The organism is Hoeflea ulvae (genome assembly GCF_026619435.1).
Classification (GTDB): domain Bacteria; phylum Pseudomonadota; class Alphaproteobacteria; order Rhizobiales; family Rhizobiaceae; genus Hoeflea; species Hoeflea ulvae.
In genome coordinates this window covers 3,932,507-3,945,272 of sequence record NZ_JAOVZQ010000001.1, presented here as the reverse complement: position 1 = coordinate 3,945,272, position 12,766 = coordinate 3,932,507, and the positions used below count along the sequence as shown (strand labels likewise).

At 60.8% G+C, this 12,766-nt stretch carries 16 protein-coding genes and 1 other RNA gene; 10 read left to right on the top strand and 7 right to left on the bottom strand.

The window, feature by feature from the left end; translation table 11 throughout:
* The first annotated feature begins 45 nt into the window (after positions 1-45).
* On the top strand, positions 46-1,032 hold the full coding sequence (locus OEG82_RS18770) for an aldo/keto reductase (RefSeq protein WP_267613892.1): 987 nt from the start codon (positions 46-48) through the stop codon (positions 1,030-1,032).
* A gap of 30 nt (positions 1,033-1,062) precedes the next feature.
* Here OEG82_RS18770 and OEG82_RS18765 read toward each other — a convergent pair whose 3' ends face one another.
* Complete coding sequence (locus tag OEG82_RS18765) at positions 1,063-1,995, bottom strand: DMT family transporter (RefSeq protein WP_267613891.1); 933 nt, start codon at positions 1,993-1,995, stop codon at positions 1,063-1,065.
* Positions 1,996-2,136: 141 nt separating this feature from the next.
* On the opposite strand from OEG82_RS18765, the gene OEG82_RS18760 reads away from it, so the two are divergent.
* The 3 genes from OEG82_RS18760 to OEG82_RS18750 all read left to right on the top strand — a co-directional run bounded on the left by OEG82_RS18760 (position 2,137) and on the right by OEG82_RS18750 (position 4,367).
* A complete protein-coding gene (locus OEG82_RS18760; RefSeq protein ID WP_267613890.1) occupies positions 2,137-2,847 on the top strand; it encodes a J domain-containing protein in 711 nt (236 codons plus the stop codon).
* A complete protein-coding gene (locus OEG82_RS18755; protein WP_267613889.1) occupies positions 2,844-3,605 on the top strand; it encodes an N-acetylmuramoyl-L-alanine amidase in 762 nt (253 codons plus the stop codon). The genes OEG82_RS18760 and OEG82_RS18755 overlap by 4 nt, the downstream gene beginning before the upstream one ends.
* A gap of 249 nt (positions 3,606-3,854) precedes the next feature.
* Complete coding sequence (locus OEG82_RS18750; RefSeq protein ID WP_267613888.1) at positions 3,855-4,367, top strand: lytic transglycosylase domain-containing protein; 513 nt, start codon at positions 3,855-3,857, stop codon at positions 4,365-4,367.
* Positions 4,368-4,491: 124 nt separating this feature from the next.
* Here OEG82_RS18750 and OEG82_RS18745 read toward each other — a convergent pair whose 3' ends face one another.
* Positions 4,492-5,880 carry an MATE family efflux transporter gene (locus OEG82_RS18745; RefSeq protein WP_267613887.1) on the bottom strand — a complete coding sequence of 463 codons (1,389 nt, stop codon included), beginning with the start codon at positions 5,878-5,880 and terminating at the stop codon, positions 4,492-4,494.
* 248 nt (positions 5,881-6,128) lie between these two features.
* Between OEG82_RS18745 and rnpB the strand changes: the two genes are divergently transcribed.
* Positions 6,129-6,566, top strand: an RNA gene (rnpB, locus tag OEG82_RS18740) — RNase P RNA component class A.
* A gap of 228 nt (positions 6,567-6,794) precedes the next feature.
* Positions 6,795-7,268 carry a YciE/YciF ferroxidase family protein gene (locus tag OEG82_RS18735; RefSeq protein WP_267613886.1) on the top strand — a complete coding sequence of 158 codons (474 nt, stop codon included), beginning with the start codon at positions 6,795-6,797 and terminating at the stop codon, positions 7,266-7,268.
* A gap of 94 nt (positions 7,269-7,362) precedes the next feature.
* Here the strand turns inward: OEG82_RS18735 and OEG82_RS18730 are convergent, their stop codons facing one another.
* Both OEG82_RS18730 and OEG82_RS18725 read right to left on the bottom strand, forming a co-directional pair.
* Complete coding sequence (locus OEG82_RS18730; RefSeq protein ID WP_267613885.1) at positions 7,363-7,815, bottom strand: DUF427 domain-containing protein; 453 nt, start codon at positions 7,813-7,815, stop codon at positions 7,363-7,365.
* Positions 7,816-7,954: 139 nt separating this feature from the next.
* Positions 7,955-8,665, bottom strand: a complete 711-nt coding sequence (locus OEG82_RS18725) for a DUF899 domain-containing protein (RefSeq protein ID WP_267613884.1) — start codon at positions 8,663-8,665, stop codon at positions 7,955-7,957.
* A 113-nt stretch (positions 8,666-8,778) separates the two neighbouring features.
* Here OEG82_RS18725 and OEG82_RS18720 point away from each other — a divergent pair, with 113 nt between their 5' ends.
* Positions 8,779-9,132: a winged helix-turn-helix transcriptional regulator gene (locus OEG82_RS18720; protein ID WP_324288963.1), complete on the top strand. Its 354-nt coding sequence runs from the start codon at positions 8,779-8,781 to the stop codon at positions 9,130-9,132.
* A gap of 37 nt (positions 9,133-9,169) precedes the next feature.
* On the opposite strand, the gene OEG82_RS18715 is transcribed toward OEG82_RS18720, so the two are convergent.
* On the bottom strand, positions 9,170-9,295 hold the full coding sequence (locus OEG82_RS18715) for a hypothetical protein (protein WP_267615058.1): 126 nt from the start codon (positions 9,293-9,295) through the stop codon (positions 9,170-9,172).
* Here OEG82_RS18715 and OEG82_RS18710 point away from each other — a divergent pair.
* Positions 9,278-9,901: a 5-formyltetrahydrofolate cyclo-ligase gene (locus tag OEG82_RS18710; RefSeq protein WP_267615007.1), complete on the top strand. Its 624-nt coding sequence runs from the start codon at positions 9,278-9,280 to the stop codon at positions 9,899-9,901. The two genes, OEG82_RS18715 and OEG82_RS18710, sit on opposite strands and share 18 nt — an antisense overlap.
* Before the next feature lie 33 nt (positions 9,902-9,934).
* Here the strand turns inward: OEG82_RS18710 and OEG82_RS18705 are convergent, their stop codons facing one another.
* A complete protein-coding gene (locus OEG82_RS18705) occupies positions 9,935-10,603 on the bottom strand; it encodes a DUF1194 domain-containing protein (protein ID WP_267613883.1) in 669 nt (222 codons plus the stop codon).
* A 291-nt stretch (positions 10,604-10,894) separates the two neighbouring features.
* Between OEG82_RS18705 and OEG82_RS18700 the strand changes: the two genes are divergently transcribed.
* A complete protein-coding gene (locus OEG82_RS18700; protein WP_267613882.1) occupies positions 10,895-11,254 on the top strand; it encodes an SH3 domain-containing protein in 360 nt (119 codons plus the stop codon).
* Between the two features lie 43 nt (positions 11,255-11,297).
* On the opposite strand, the gene OEG82_RS18695 is transcribed toward OEG82_RS18700, so the two are convergent.
* A complete protein-coding gene (locus OEG82_RS18695) occupies positions 11,298-11,927 on the bottom strand; it encodes a pyridoxamine 5'-phosphate oxidase family protein (protein WP_267613881.1) in 630 nt (209 codons plus the stop codon).
* 254 nt (positions 11,928-12,181) lie between these two features.
* Here OEG82_RS18695 and OEG82_RS18690 point away from each other — a divergent pair, with 254 nt between their 5' ends.
* Positions 12,182-12,748: a TetR/AcrR family transcriptional regulator gene (locus OEG82_RS18690; protein WP_267613880.1), complete on the top strand. Its 567-nt coding sequence runs from the start codon at positions 12,182-12,184 to the stop codon at positions 12,746-12,748.
* Positions 12,749-12,766: the final 18 nt, after the last annotated feature.

Below are 12,766 nucleotides of genomic sequence, written 5' to 3'. Positions count from 1 at the left end.
TGACTATCGTCGCCCGGCTTTCTGATAGCCAATGGGAGAATGCGCATGGACTATGTCCGGCTTGGAAAAACGGGTCTCAAGGTTTCACGGTTGTGCCTGGGCTGCATGAGTTTCGGCACGCCGGGCGGGCCGACGCATCCCTGGGTGATCAATGAGGAGGCCGCGCAGCCGTTCTTCCGCAAGGCAGTCGAAAGCGGCATCAATTTCTACGATACCGCCAATCACTACAATTACGGCGATTCCGAAGAGATCACCGGCCGGGCGCTGAAGGCCTATGCAAAGCGCGACGAAATCGTGGTGGCGACCAAGGTCGGGTTGCGGATGAGCGATGGCCGTCCCAATGACCGCGGGTTGTCGCGCAAGCACATTTTTGACCAGATCGACCAGTCTCTGACGCGTCTCGATATGGATTATGTCGATGTGCTCTATATCCACCGGCTCGATCCCGACACCGAATTTGAAGAAATGTTGGATGCGCTGGAAGCGGTGATCCAGTCCGGCAAGGTGCGCTATGTCGCGGCCTCGTCGATGTGGGCCTGGCAATTCGCCAAGCTGCGCGAGATGCAGAAGGCGCGCGGCTATCAGCAATTTGCCGCCATGCAGAATTTCTACAATCTGGCCTATCGCGAGGAAGAGCGCGAGATGATGGCCTATTGCGAGAGCGAAGGCGTCGGCGTGGTGCCCTGGTCACCGATTGCGCGCGGGTTTCTGGCCGGCAACCGGCCGAAGGACGGGCAGGCAACAAACCGTGCTGCCACCGACAAGCTGGCGCTCGGCTTCTTCGGATCGGCACAGGATTACGCGATCCTGGCAAAGGTCGAGAAGGTTGCCGCCAAGCTCGGGGTCAAGCCGGCGCAGGTGGCCTATGCCTGGGTGCTGTCAAAATCCTTCGTCACCGCGCCGATCGTCGGTGTCACCAAGATCGGTCAGCTCGACGAGGCGATCGCCGCGCTTGATGTGAAGCTTGATGCAGCCTCGATCCGTGTGCTGGAAGCTGCCTACAAGCCGCGGGCGGCGATGGGGCACAGCTGATAGCCGGTTTGACGTTTGGTGTCCTGGCAATCACCCCACCTTGGCCTTGCGGCCGCACCAGACCACAATTCCGACGGCGGTGGCGAAGCCGAGCATCACCGGGGTGACGGTTTCGTCCAGCAGCAAGGCCGAGACGCCGAGCGTGACGAAGCTTTGCAGCAGTTGCACCTGGCCGACGCGGGCGATGCCGCCGATCGCCATGCCCCAGTTCCAGAAGATGAAGCCGGCGAACATCGAGCCGAGCGACAGATAGCCGAGCGCGATCAGGGCGTTGGTGTCGGGCTGATGGATGCCGGTCTCGCGGGTGAACAGCGTGCCTGCCAGCGACAGCGGCGCGGTGATCACCAGCGCCCAGCTGATCACTTCCCAGCCGGGCCTGGTTCGGGCCAGCTTGCCGGAAATGACATAACCGCAGGCCGCCGACAGGGCGGCACAGGCCAGCCAGAGATCGCCGAGGCCGGGCGCGATATCGGCGCCCGAGAGCGAAAAGATCATCACCAGAACGGCGCCGGCAATGCTCCAGGCCCAGAATGCCGGACCGGGACGTTCGCCGCCGAACAGGGCGGCAAAAGTGGCGGTCAGCAACGGCAGCACGCCAAGCACGATGCCGCCATGCGACGCCGGCACGGTCTGCATGGCGACACTGGAGAAGCCGGGAAAACCATAGACCAGCAACACCCCGGCCATCAGCAGCGACAGCGCATGTTTGCGCGGGAACGGCTTTCTGAGAATGAGCAGCGTGGCGCCGGCGACACTTGCCGCAATCAGGGCGCGGGCAAAGGTGATGAAGGCGGGCGAAAATCCATCAAGCGCGATGCGGGTCGCAGGCAGGGTCGCGCCGAAAATCACAACGCCGATGAAACCGAGCGCCAGTCCGGCCAGCGGATGGGCCGGCGGAGCGGGGGCCGGGGTTGCGGCACCGGCGGGCGAGACGAGGGGCTGGGCAATCGGTGTGTCGGTCATGGGATGAGCTTTAGCGGTGCCGCGCTGCGATGGTCCAGCGAATTTCGGCGATGGGTCGGATCGACAGGGGTGATGGATCGAAGTTTGATTGTGCGCTGCAAAACGCTCGATTTTTTCGTTCAAATCGCCTAAGAACAAATCATGTCTATGTTCTCCCGCCTGTTCGACGCGATTGGCGAAACAGCGTCCACTGCCTTTTCAGGCGTTGTCGAAGCCGTGCGAACGGTCTTTGCCGGCGATCCCGAAACACGGCGCAAGGTGGCGTTTTCCGTCGCCGTGATTGCGCTGTCGGCCAAGATGGCCAAGGCCGACGGCATTGTCGCGCCGGAGGAAGTCCGGGCATTCCAGGAGATTTTCGCGATCCCGCAGGACGAGGCCGCCAATGTGGCGCGGCTGTACAATCTGGCCAAGCAGGATGTTGCCGGCTACGAGGCCTATGCCCAGCGGGTGGCGGGCATGTGCGGGTCGGGCAACGCCAATTGCGCCATGCTCGAGGATGTTCTGGATGGATTGTTCCACATCGCCAAGGCGGATGGGCTGATCCACGAAAAGGAACTCGAATTCATCGCCAATGTTGCCGACATCTTCCATGTCGATGAAGTCCATTTCGACCGGATCATGGCGCGCCATGTTCACCCCGACGGAATTGATCCCTATGCGGTGCTGGGTCTGCCGGACACGACGCCGTTTGACGAAGTCAAGAAACGCTACCGGGCGCTGGCTGCCGACAGCCATCCCGACAGCATGCGCGCCCGCGGCGTGCCCGAATCCTTCCTGTCGATCGCCAATGACCGGATGGCGGCGCTCAACGATGCCTATGCGGTGATCGAGAAAGCCCGCGCCGCGGCATGAGTGGGTTCCAGCCGGATTTTGCCGCAGCCACAGTGCGGCCATCGCCGAATTGTGGCGAGCGCAAGACCGGCAATGATCCCGACATGCTGATCCTGCACTATACCGGCATGCCCACCGCGCAGGCAGCGCTCGACTGGCTGTGCACGGAAGAGAGCCAGGTCTCGTCGCATTATTTTGTCGACGAGGCGGGACTGGTCACCCAGATGGTGCCCGAAAGCGCGCGCGCCTGGCACGCAGGTCAGAGCCATTGGAAGGGCGAAACCGACATCAATTCCGCCTCGATCGGCATTGAAATTGCCAATCCAGGCCATGCGGCGGATTCGCCGCCCTTTCATGACGCTCAGATTGAAGCCGTGATCGCGCTGTGCCGCGACATCATCGGCCGCCACGGCTTGGTGGCCGAGCGGGTGCTGGGCCATTCCGACATCGCGCCGATGCGCAAGCAGGATCCGGGCGAGCGCTTTCCCCGGGAGCGGCTGCACCAAGCCGGGATCGGCCACTGGGTCGAGCCGCTGCCGGTGGGCGGCGGGCGGTTTTTCCAGGAGGGCGACACGGGCCAGCCGGTGGAGGCGCTGCAGACCATGCTGTCGCTGTATGGCTACAATGTGCGGGTTGACGGGTCCTATGATGCCGAAACTGCGGCCGTGATCCGCGCCTTCCAGCGCCATTTCCGGCCCGAGCGTGTCGACGGCATTGCCGATGCCTCGACCATCGGCACCTTGCACAAGCTGCTGACCTCGCTGACCAGCATGGCTTGAGCCTTTGGCCCGCTGTTGAGAGCGGCAAGTGTTACAGAGTGTCACTTAAGTTTATTGCGATGCAGCATTTTTGGGTTGCCTGACCTTAATTCCGCCTGTCTGTGCCCTGATTGAGTGGGCTTCAACGTTCGGACCGGATATTTGGCCACAGGCCTCCGCCGGTACCGGACTGACATGAAACGCGCCAGGGGCATGCCCCGGTCACCGTCGATGAACGCGTGAGCAGGGTGCTATCGGAGTAAATCAAACATGCGTCGAATTTTCTCGGCTGCCGCGGCGGCCCTGCTTTGTGTTGTGCTTACGGGCTGCGAAACCACCGCGATCTCGGGTGAGACCACCGGATCTATCTCCAAGAGCTCGATCAAGGGCTCGGACATGAGCTTTGGCTATTCCGGCAGGCCCTATGGCAAGCTGATTTCCAAATATGCCAAGACCCACGGCGTTCCTGAATCGCTCGCCCATGCGGTGATTTCGGTGGAAAGCAATTATCGCGCAAATGCCCGCGGTTCGGCAGGCGAGGTGGGGCTCATGCAAATCAAGCCGGCCACGGCGCGGATGATGGGCTACAAGGGGTCGACCAAGGGGCTCTACAATCCCGAGACCAACATCAAGTATGGCATGCTGTATCTGGCAAAGGCGCATCAACTCGGTGGCGGCACCACCTGCGGCACGATCCTGAAATACAACGCCGGACATGGCGCCAAGCGGATGAATCCTGTTTCCAAGCGCTACTGCGGCAAGGTTGCCAAGCTGATGAAATAAGGCGGGGGATCCTTTCTTCAACATCCCGGCAATCTCTAAACGCGGCATGGTGAAAAAGGTTCCGAAAAAATTCGGAATAATTTGCGGCCGCCTGACTGGTGACCGCTTTGCGATTGAGCAAGCGTCATATGCGGGCTTCCAGGAGCCCCCAGCGGTGTCCTGCCAGCCGCTTGCGGTGAATCAGCACAAACACAGTCGTTGCGAGCACCAGCAGCTCGGCGACGATGCCCGCATACCAGATGCCCGGCTCGCCAAACCAGAACGGCAGCGCAAAAGTGAGTGGCAGGGCAAACAGATAGGTTCTTGACAGGCCCAGCAGCGCTGCCCTGGGCGCATCGCCGATCGCCTGGAAATAGGCCCCGATCATCATCACCGGACCGAAGATGAAGGTTGTGAGGACGATGTAGGGCAGGATCCGGGCGATTTCGCCGGAAATGGCGTGATCCTCAATGAAGATGTAGCCAATCTGTGAGCGGGTGCCGAGAAAGATCAGCTCGACGATCACGCAGTAGACCAGCGCCAGAACCAGCGCCAGCTTGATGCTCTTGTCGGTTCGTGTTGCCAGCTTCGCCCCGAAATTGTTGCCGGCGATGGTCTGGAACGCCATGCTCAGCCCCAGCAATGGCAGGAAGGTGAAGGTGATCAGCCGTGTAATGATGCCGAACGCGCCTGCCGTCGAGGCATAGGTGTCCGCTGCCCACAGCTGCAGGCAGTAGAGTGTCAGACCCGCCGACAGCGACATGCCGATATAGCCGAGGCTCGAAGGCGCACCCAAGGCCAGGAGTTCGCCCCAATGGCTTGCTCCGTGCCATGCCGGAAGGCTGAGTGTGGAGGTCTTCGGGGTGGTGGATTTGCGGTAGATGATCACGGCAAGCATGGAGCAGAGCTGCGCCAGCACAGTGCCATAGGCCGAACCGGCCACGCCCGCGCCAAGTTCGACGATGAAGAGATAGTCGAAGCCGATGTTGAGCAGAGCCGACATCAGCGTGATCGCCGCCATGGCGGTGAGCAGGCCTTCGCTGCGCAGGGCGGCGATGTTGATCGAGAGCACGAAGACCAGCGGCGAAGACAGGATCAGGATGGAGATATAGGTGTAGCCCATCGCCGCCAACGCTGCATTGCCATTGGCTGCCATCAAGCTGAGCGCGTTGCCGATCGTCAGGAACAGCGCAATCAGAATAGCGCAGACAACGAGGGAGAGTTGCACGGCCTGGGCGAATACTGTGCGCGCGCGCTGCCGCTCGCCGCCGCCGATCAGCCGGGCAAAGACGCTGGCAAAGCCGTTCGAGACCAGCGTTGAGAGCGCGACCAGCAGCATGTAGAGCGGAAACATCAATGTCACCGCAGTCAGTGCATCGGCCCCGACATAGGCGCCGAGGAAATAGGCATCGACCACGGTGAACAGGCCATTGACGCCCATCACCACGATGATCGGCGTGGCGGTTTTGGCGAACAAGGCCGGCAGTGGCCCGGCAAGATAGATGTTGTTTTCGGGTGGAGACGTTTCTGTCATCACAAACCTCTTTCAGTGTCTGGATGCGGAAAACATGAGGGGTGCTCGCGTTGCCATCAGACCGCATTCAACTGAAATCGGTGGATGAGAGAATTGCGAAGGACTTCACCATGGACAAGCCAGCGAGCGGCAGGGGCCTTCACCCTGCGCGCTGATAATTTGACGCGTGACCTTTGTCAACGGAAAGGCTTTCAGCAGGGGTGGCATTTCTCTGGCCATCGGTTGACGCATGGTCTAAGGAGAGCGCGCCAGTCGGCCGGGCAGCCGCGCCTTGCAACGTCGAAAGACAGCAGGGCGAGGAAAGTCCGGGCTCCACGGATAAACGGTGCCGGATAACGTCCGGCGGGGGCGACCCCAGGGAAAGTGCCACAGAAAGTAAACCGCCCCGCCTTCTGATCGCCGGTGCCTGATTAAAGGTTTCGCGGCGATGAGATGGCGGGGTAAGGGTGAAAGGGTGGGGTAAGAGCCCACCGCGCGACCGGCAACGGAAGCGGCACGGTAAACCCCACCGGGAGCAAGACCGAATAGGGATGACGCAGGACGCAAGTCCGGCCCTTTTTCCGGGGTTGATCATCCGGGTAGGTTGCTTGAGGTGCGCAGCAATGCGTATCCCAGAGGAATGGCTGCCACGTCTTCGCCCTCGGGCGGAGGCCTTACAGAACCCGGCTTACAGGCCGGCTGGCATTTTTGTCTTTCGACCGGATGCAGCGCGCCGGCGCGCCGCGATGGCGGGTTGTCCCTGACACCCGCATCACGCGAAATCGCGTCCCCGGTCCGGGAACAAATTCCCCCTGCATCGTTGAGCGCCAGACGGGACAGAGCAGCTCTGGTTCCCGCCAGGTCCGGTCCGAAGCGACCCCTGTAACCATGCCCTGAAGCCGACCCTATATCATTGTTTTGAAAGGAAATGTGCCATGAAGACCCTGTCCGACGCCTTTGAACATACCCTGCAGGACATCTACTACGCCGAAAACGCTCTGGTCAAAGCGCTTCCGAAAGTCCAGGCCGCTGCCAATGGCAAGAAGCTGAAGGACGCGATCGCCGAGCATATCGAAGAGACCAAGGGCCAGGTCAAGACCCTGGAAAAGGTGTTCGCGTCGATCGGCAAGAAAGCCTCGGGCGAAAAATGCGACGCCATCGAAGGCCTGATCAAGGAAGCTGAAGGTATCATGGAAGAGGCGACCGGCGTGGCCAAGAACGCCGCCCTGATTGCCGCAGCCCAGGCCGTCGAGCATTACGAGATCGCCCGCTATGGAACGCTGCGCGAATGGGCCAAGGTGCTGGGTCACAGCGAAGCCCATGACCTGCTGTCGGGCATTCTCGACCAGGAAAAGGCCGCCAACAGCAAGCTGACCAATCTTGCAGTGTCGTCGGTCAACGCCGAATAGGGCGCAACCGGTTCGTTGTTTCCAGGAAAACCATCCGGCGGGTGAGCCAAGGTTATCGGCTCACCCGTTTGCCGTCGTGGCTCGTCTTGCCGGATCAATCGCCTTCGGTGATCTTGACCTTGTCCGGCCAGAACGCGAAATGCCCGGCGAGTTGCTCTGAGATGTCCAGATTGTTGTTGTAGGTCCAGGCAATTTCATTGCCATTGAGAGCCACGTAACTGGCGTCCCCTTTTATGGGGCAGTGGCTTGTTTTTTCGAGCGGTTCGAGATCGGCTGTTATGTCTGATGCAGGAACGTAAATTGCCGGATCATACAGTGATTTACCCATCTCCATGACGCGGAGCGCATTTTGGGTTTCCGCAATCAAGGTGCCGTCAACATAAACACGAACGGTTCGCTTGATCGGCCTGATGACCATGAGATGGTTCGGGTTCGCGGGGTTTCGAATGGCGCCTTCCAGCATTGGGAAGTTGGTGTTGGCTGAGCCTGATGTCTGCATTGTGTCACCCGTTTCTTCGCGCTGTGTGCCGCATACCGGCGTCCGCATGATGTACCATCAAATCCGTTGTTTTGGTATGGGCTCAGCCGCCGGCTTCGCTCTCGCCCCCGCCAGCAGATGGGCCGGCGCGAGGGCGGTGGCGGGGACCTTGAAAGCGACAGGCGTACGCCATGCTTTGCGCTGTGGCTCAGTAGGCGTCGTGATGGCGGACCCAGGCCATCGGATATCCGGTGGCCGGTTCATGGCGGCCCGCCGGGGTCAGGTCGATATAGGCATAGGCCGCATTGGTGGCCTCAAGCCCGCGGCCATAGGCTGAATAGGTGTGATAGATGGTGCCCTCGACGTCTCGGGCAAACACGCTGGTGCCATGCATTTCGTCCATCGGTGCGCTGTCGATCTGCTTGAAATTGTACATCAATGGCCTGTCTGCTGTCCGTTTCGGGCCAAAGCCGACGTCGAAATCCTCGTTGAAGTGACCTGGCGATGAGGAGACCCAGTCGAAACTCCAGCCCATGCGCTGTTTGAAGGGCGCGATCATCGACATGGGAGCGCTGGACACTGCGACGAAGGCAATGTCGCGTGCCGCCAGATGAGCGGACAGCCCGTTGAAACTGTCGGCCCAGAAGGAGCAACTGACGCAGCCGGCCTTCCACTCGGGACCGAACATGAAATGGTAGACGACAAGCTGGCTGTGATCCCTGAAGAAGGACGCAAGCGAAGCCTCGCCCTGATCCGTTTCAAAGAGATAGTCCTGTTCAAGGCGTACCCATGGCAGCGATTGCCGGGCTTTGGTGATTTCGTCTTTCTGGCGGGTATGCGCCTTTTCCAGCTCCAGCAGCGCACGGCGCGCTTCAAGCCATTCGTCACGGGTTGCAGTTCTTGCGGGTGTCAGTGTCATCCTGTCTCTCCTGTTCGGCTTTGACAAAAGATGACGATCCGGTATGTTTATGCAAGTAGGCAGAAATTTCGTATATAGTAGCAAAAACCATACTATTGGGAAAGGAGATGGCCATGACTTCGGCAGAGAAGGTCAATCAAGTCGACGCTCAAGATGCTGATTTTGAAGCGCTTTGTCCTATGCCTGATATCGCCCAGCTGATCGGTGGAAAGTGGAAGCTGATCGTTCTGCAAATTTTGATTTTCAAAGGCACCAAACGGTTCAACGAGTTGCGGCGGATGATCGACGGGGTGACGCAGACCATGCTCACAAGCCAGCTTCGCGCGCTCGAGCACGACGGTCTGGTGTTGCGCAAGGTCTATGCCGAAGTGCCGCCACGGGTTGAATATTCAGCCACGGCGCGCGCCGTAGAGCTGACCCCGATGTTTCGCGCCATGCATGACTGGTGGGTGGGGGGCCAGACGTAGAGGTCGCAGTCTGACGGCAACTTCAGGGTGAGACGCATCATGACGCAATCAGGCAAGTGGACGTATCGGCCTTGGGTGTTAAATCCGCGCCATGACCGGTGACGATGAAGACGAACCGCCCGGAACGACTGTCTGCTTTGCGCATATGCTGGTCGATGGCCATGTTGTTGATCCGCAGACCTGGAAAGATGTCTCAACTTTCCGCAAGGCTGAGCGCGTCCGGTTGTATGCGGCGCGGCAGAAGGTTTCACTTGAAGATCGCAGGCAGATGGCCGCGCGCATATCGGCTCAGTTGACGGACATTCTTGGCGAAGTGGCCGGGCGAAGCATTGCTGTGTACTGGCCGATCCTTGGCGAACTCAATCTGCATCCATGGATGGTCGAAGCCAGCGAACGCGGCGCACAGATCTGCCTGCCTGTGGTGGTGGAGAAGAACCAGCCGGTGGAGTTTCATCGCTGGTCACCCGACAGCGCCATGGTCAAGGGTATCTGGAATATTCCCGTGCCGGCTGACGCCGAGCCGGTTGTGCCGGATGTGGTGATTGTTCCGTTGCTCGGCGTTGACGAACACGGCTACCGGCTCGGCAATGGCGGCGGGTATTACGACCGGACGCTGGCGCGGCTGCCCGATGAACTGCTCACCATCGGTGTTGGGCACTCCTTTGCGCGGATGAAGACGATCTTCCCGATGCCCTGGGATATCCCGATGAAGATGGTCGTTCTGGGCGACGGGACCAGCTTCGAGGCCGGGCCCGGAGACATCAGTTAGCCAACTGCGCGACCGATGCGGGTCAACAGGTCTTCAATCGGCCATCGCCAGCCCGGCGCCATTGATCTCGCGCAACAGCTTGCGCTTCATGGCGGCTGCGTAGTCGCCAAAATCGGCGGCGATCTCGACAAAGGCGCCGGGCCCATAAATCACCTCGGCGCGGTAATAGTCCACCGGATCGGGGTCGGCGCCCTGGATGACCAGACCGTTGACGGTGACATTGGCAAAATCGAAATTCCGGTAGGCCAGCAGCGGTTCGAACCCCTCATTGTTGACGCCGTCGCCAGAGACGTCGATGACCGCGCGGGCGCAGCGCAATGGCGCCTTGTTGAGACGGGTTGCGGCATGGCCCAGCGCATAGCCCAGAGCGGTGGGGAATTCGGTATGGACGCGCCGATGGGTCTCGATCCGGCCGGCGAAAGCGTTGATGTCGTCGTCGCTGGTCAGCAGCGACCAGGGGGCAATGTCGACCTGCTGGTCGCGGCCGCTCCATTCCAGCGCCATTGCCTGAATCCCGCCCGCTGAAATGATCGAGCGGCGCACAGACGGGTCGCGCAGCGCGCGGGCCAGGCCGGCGGTCTGTAGTGCGAATTCGGCGGAATCGACACTTGATGAGACATCCAGTGCCAGCAGCAGCGAAAGCCCGCAGACCGGCTGCGCCGCAGCGGGCGAGGGCGCAAGCCCGCCAAAGGCCGGCAGCACCGCGATGATGATGGCGGGCAGGACTGCGATCCGGATGGCTGAACCCTCATCAGTGCCGTGAAGCCTTCGTCAGAGGACGAAGGCGCGTGCCGCATCATCACCCATTCCCGGCGGAAAGCCAAACCCGGCGGATATTGGTGCGGGAAAGCGGGCCGATGCCGCCTGTGACAACCGGTGCAAGGGCCGGGTTGTGCTCCTTGCTGCGCCGGTTGATCGAAATCAATGCGGGCATTGGGCCGTCAGCGCAGATTGAGGGCTCGGCATCGGGAGCTTCATGCAAGGATCAAGATCATGATTTCGTCGGCCAAATCCGCCTTGTTCATCCTGTCGGTGATTGGCATTGCCAGTGCTTCGAGCGGGCGGGCAATGGCGGGTGATTGCACCGGCTACGTGGTCGGGGTCAAGCCGGTCAGCCAGTACAATCACGCCAAGGGCAACGGTTTTCTGGCCGTGCGCACCGGGCCGGGGTCGAGCTACCAGCAGACCGGCGAGCTTTATCGCGGCGACGAAGTTTCGGTCTATGACCGGCGCGGCAACTGGTACGCGATCACCTGCATGGCGGGACAATGCACGCAGCCGCTATGGGGCCAGCCCACGCCTTCGGGCTGGGCGTCGCGGAGCTATATCAAGGCCGAGGGCGTGTGCCCCTAAACGGTTCGCAGGAAAACTGCACGCGGTTTGGTAGGACGGTGCGTCAGCTGGTGACGCCGGCGAGAGCGGCAAGCCGGGCATTCTCCGCCGTGAGCTCCGAGATCTGCTGGCGCAATTCGGCCAGATAGGGTTCGAATTCGGCAACCGTCAGCCGTTGCGGGATATGCGACGGGCAGTTCCAGTCAAATGCCTCGACGGTGATCACAATGACGCGTTCGGGCCGTCCGGCGGAGGCCGGATCGTGCACCACCGGCAGAACGTCCGTTGCCTCGTCGCCTTCGAAAATTTTTGCCCGGCCCCAGATCTTCAGGCGTCTGCGGTTGGGATAATCCATCAGGATCAGCGCGATGCGGTCGTCGCCTGTGAGGTTGCCGAGGCTGAGATATTGCCGGTTGCCGCGGTAATCGGCATAGGCGATGGTGCTGGCGTCGATGACGCGCAGAAAGCCCGCCGGTCCGCCCCTGAACTGCACATAAGGCCATCCGGTTTCCGAAACGGTTGCCTGGTAAAAGCCGTCGCGAGCCCGGATGAAGCCGGCCTCGGCAGGTCCGAGCCGGTTCCCGCCATCAGCGTCGGGGCTCAGAAATTTCTCGTATCCGCGGGCTGATCCCTGCCGCTGCTGAATGGCACGGACCCCGGGGGTGAAGGCGATTTCGGCAAAGGCGCGGGGCATGACTGTCTCCTTGTCAAGGTTGCGGGCCGGCAATGCCGGAGTGACGTCCGGGATCGATAAAGGTTACCGATCGGTACAGATAGAGGAAAATAAATGAACCGATCGGTCACTCTTGTCAATCGGAGAATGGCGCGGATCTGGACGTAGCCCACCGCATGACATTTCAAGACGTTGAAAAATCGGCATATAAAACAGTGGAAAATACCTCACTGTTCGGTCTATAGTTGACCAGACAGTACACCCGTGGAGGCCGCATGCGACCGAACAAGAGAGATATGCTGGTGCGAAATGCGCTGGACGTGTTCTACCGTGACGGCTTTCACGCCACCGGGATGGACAAGCTCGTGGCCGAGACCGGTATCTCCAAGACATCGATGTACAAGCATTTCCGCACCAAGGAGGAGCTGATCCTGGCGGTGCTGCGGCTGCGCGACGAGCGGTTCCGCAACTGGTTCTGCCGCCGGGTGGAGGAATTGGCCGAGGCACCTTGCGACCGGCTGCTGGCGGTGTTCGACGCGCTGCATGAATGGATCAGCTCGGCGGAGTTCAAGGGCTGCATGTTCATCAAGGCGGTTGCCGAATACCAGGATCCGGAAGACCCGATCCACATCCAGTCGGCCACCCACAAGCAGATGCTGCAGGACTATGTCGAGGCGATCGCCGCGCAGGCGGGTGCGGCTGACCCCGAAGCCCTGGCGCGGCAACTGATGCTGCTCAAGGAAGGCGCGATCGTCATCGCCGTCATGATGGGCAATGAACAGGCCGCGACCGACGCCAAGGATGCGGCGCGTGGCCTGATCACTGCGGCGGGTTGCCGATAGACGTCCTGCCGGGCGTCC

Bases quoted from the DNA above. Each gene is read 5' to 3' on its own strand.
- OEG82_RS18770 (WP_267613892.1), top strand. From the start codon at position 46: ATGGACTATGTCCGGCTTGGAAAAACGGGTCTCAAGGTTTCACGGTTG.
- OEG82_RS18765 (WP_267613891.1), bottom strand. From the start codon at position 1,995: ATGACCGACACACCGATTGCCCAGCCCCTCGTCTCGCCCGCCGGTGCC.
- OEG82_RS18760 (WP_267613890.1), top strand. From the start codon at position 2,137: ATGTCTATGTTCTCCCGCCTGTTCGACGCGATTGGCGAAACAGCGTCC.
- OEG82_RS18755 (WP_267613889.1), top strand. From the start codon at position 2,844: ATGAGTGGGTTCCAGCCGGATTTTGCCGCAGCCACAGTGCGGCCATCG.
- OEG82_RS18750 (WP_267613888.1), top strand. From the start codon at position 3,855: ATGCGTCGAATTTTCTCGGCTGCCGCGGCGGCCCTGCTTTGTGTTGTG.
- OEG82_RS18745 (WP_267613887.1), bottom strand. From the start codon at position 5,880: ATGACAGAAACGTCTCCACCCGAAAACAACATCTATCTTGCCGGGCCA.
- OEG82_RS18735 (WP_267613886.1), top strand. From the start codon at position 6,795: ATGAAGACCCTGTCCGACGCCTTTGAACATACCCTGCAGGACATCTAC.
- OEG82_RS18730 (WP_267613885.1), bottom strand. From the start codon at position 7,815: ATGCGGACGCCGGTATGCGGCACACAGCGCGAAGAAACGGGTGACACA.
- OEG82_RS18725 (WP_267613884.1), bottom strand. From the start codon at position 8,665: ATGACACTGACACCCGCAAGAACTGCAACCCGTGACGAATGGCTTGAA.
- OEG82_RS18720 (WP_324288963.1), top strand. From the start codon at position 8,779: ATGACTTCGGCAGAGAAGGTCAATCAAGTCGACGCTCAAGATGCTGAT.
- OEG82_RS18710 (WP_267615007.1), top strand. From the start codon at position 9,278: ATGCTGGTCGATGGCCATGTTGTTGATCCGCAGACCTGGAAAGATGTC.
- OEG82_RS18715 (WP_267615058.1), bottom strand. From the start codon at position 9,295: ATGGCCATCGACCAGCATATGCGCAAAGCAGACAGTCGTTCCGGGCGG.
- OEG82_RS18700 (WP_267613882.1), top strand. From the start codon at position 10,895: ATGATTTCGTCGGCCAAATCCGCCTTGTTCATCCTGTCGGTGATTGGC.
- OEG82_RS18695 (WP_267613881.1), bottom strand. From the start codon at position 11,927: ATGCCCCGCGCCTTTGCCGAAATCGCCTTCACCCCCGGGGTCCGTGCC.
- OEG82_RS18690 (WP_267613880.1), top strand. From the start codon at position 12,182: ATGCGACCGAACAAGAGAGATATGCTGGTGCGAAATGCGCTGGACGTG.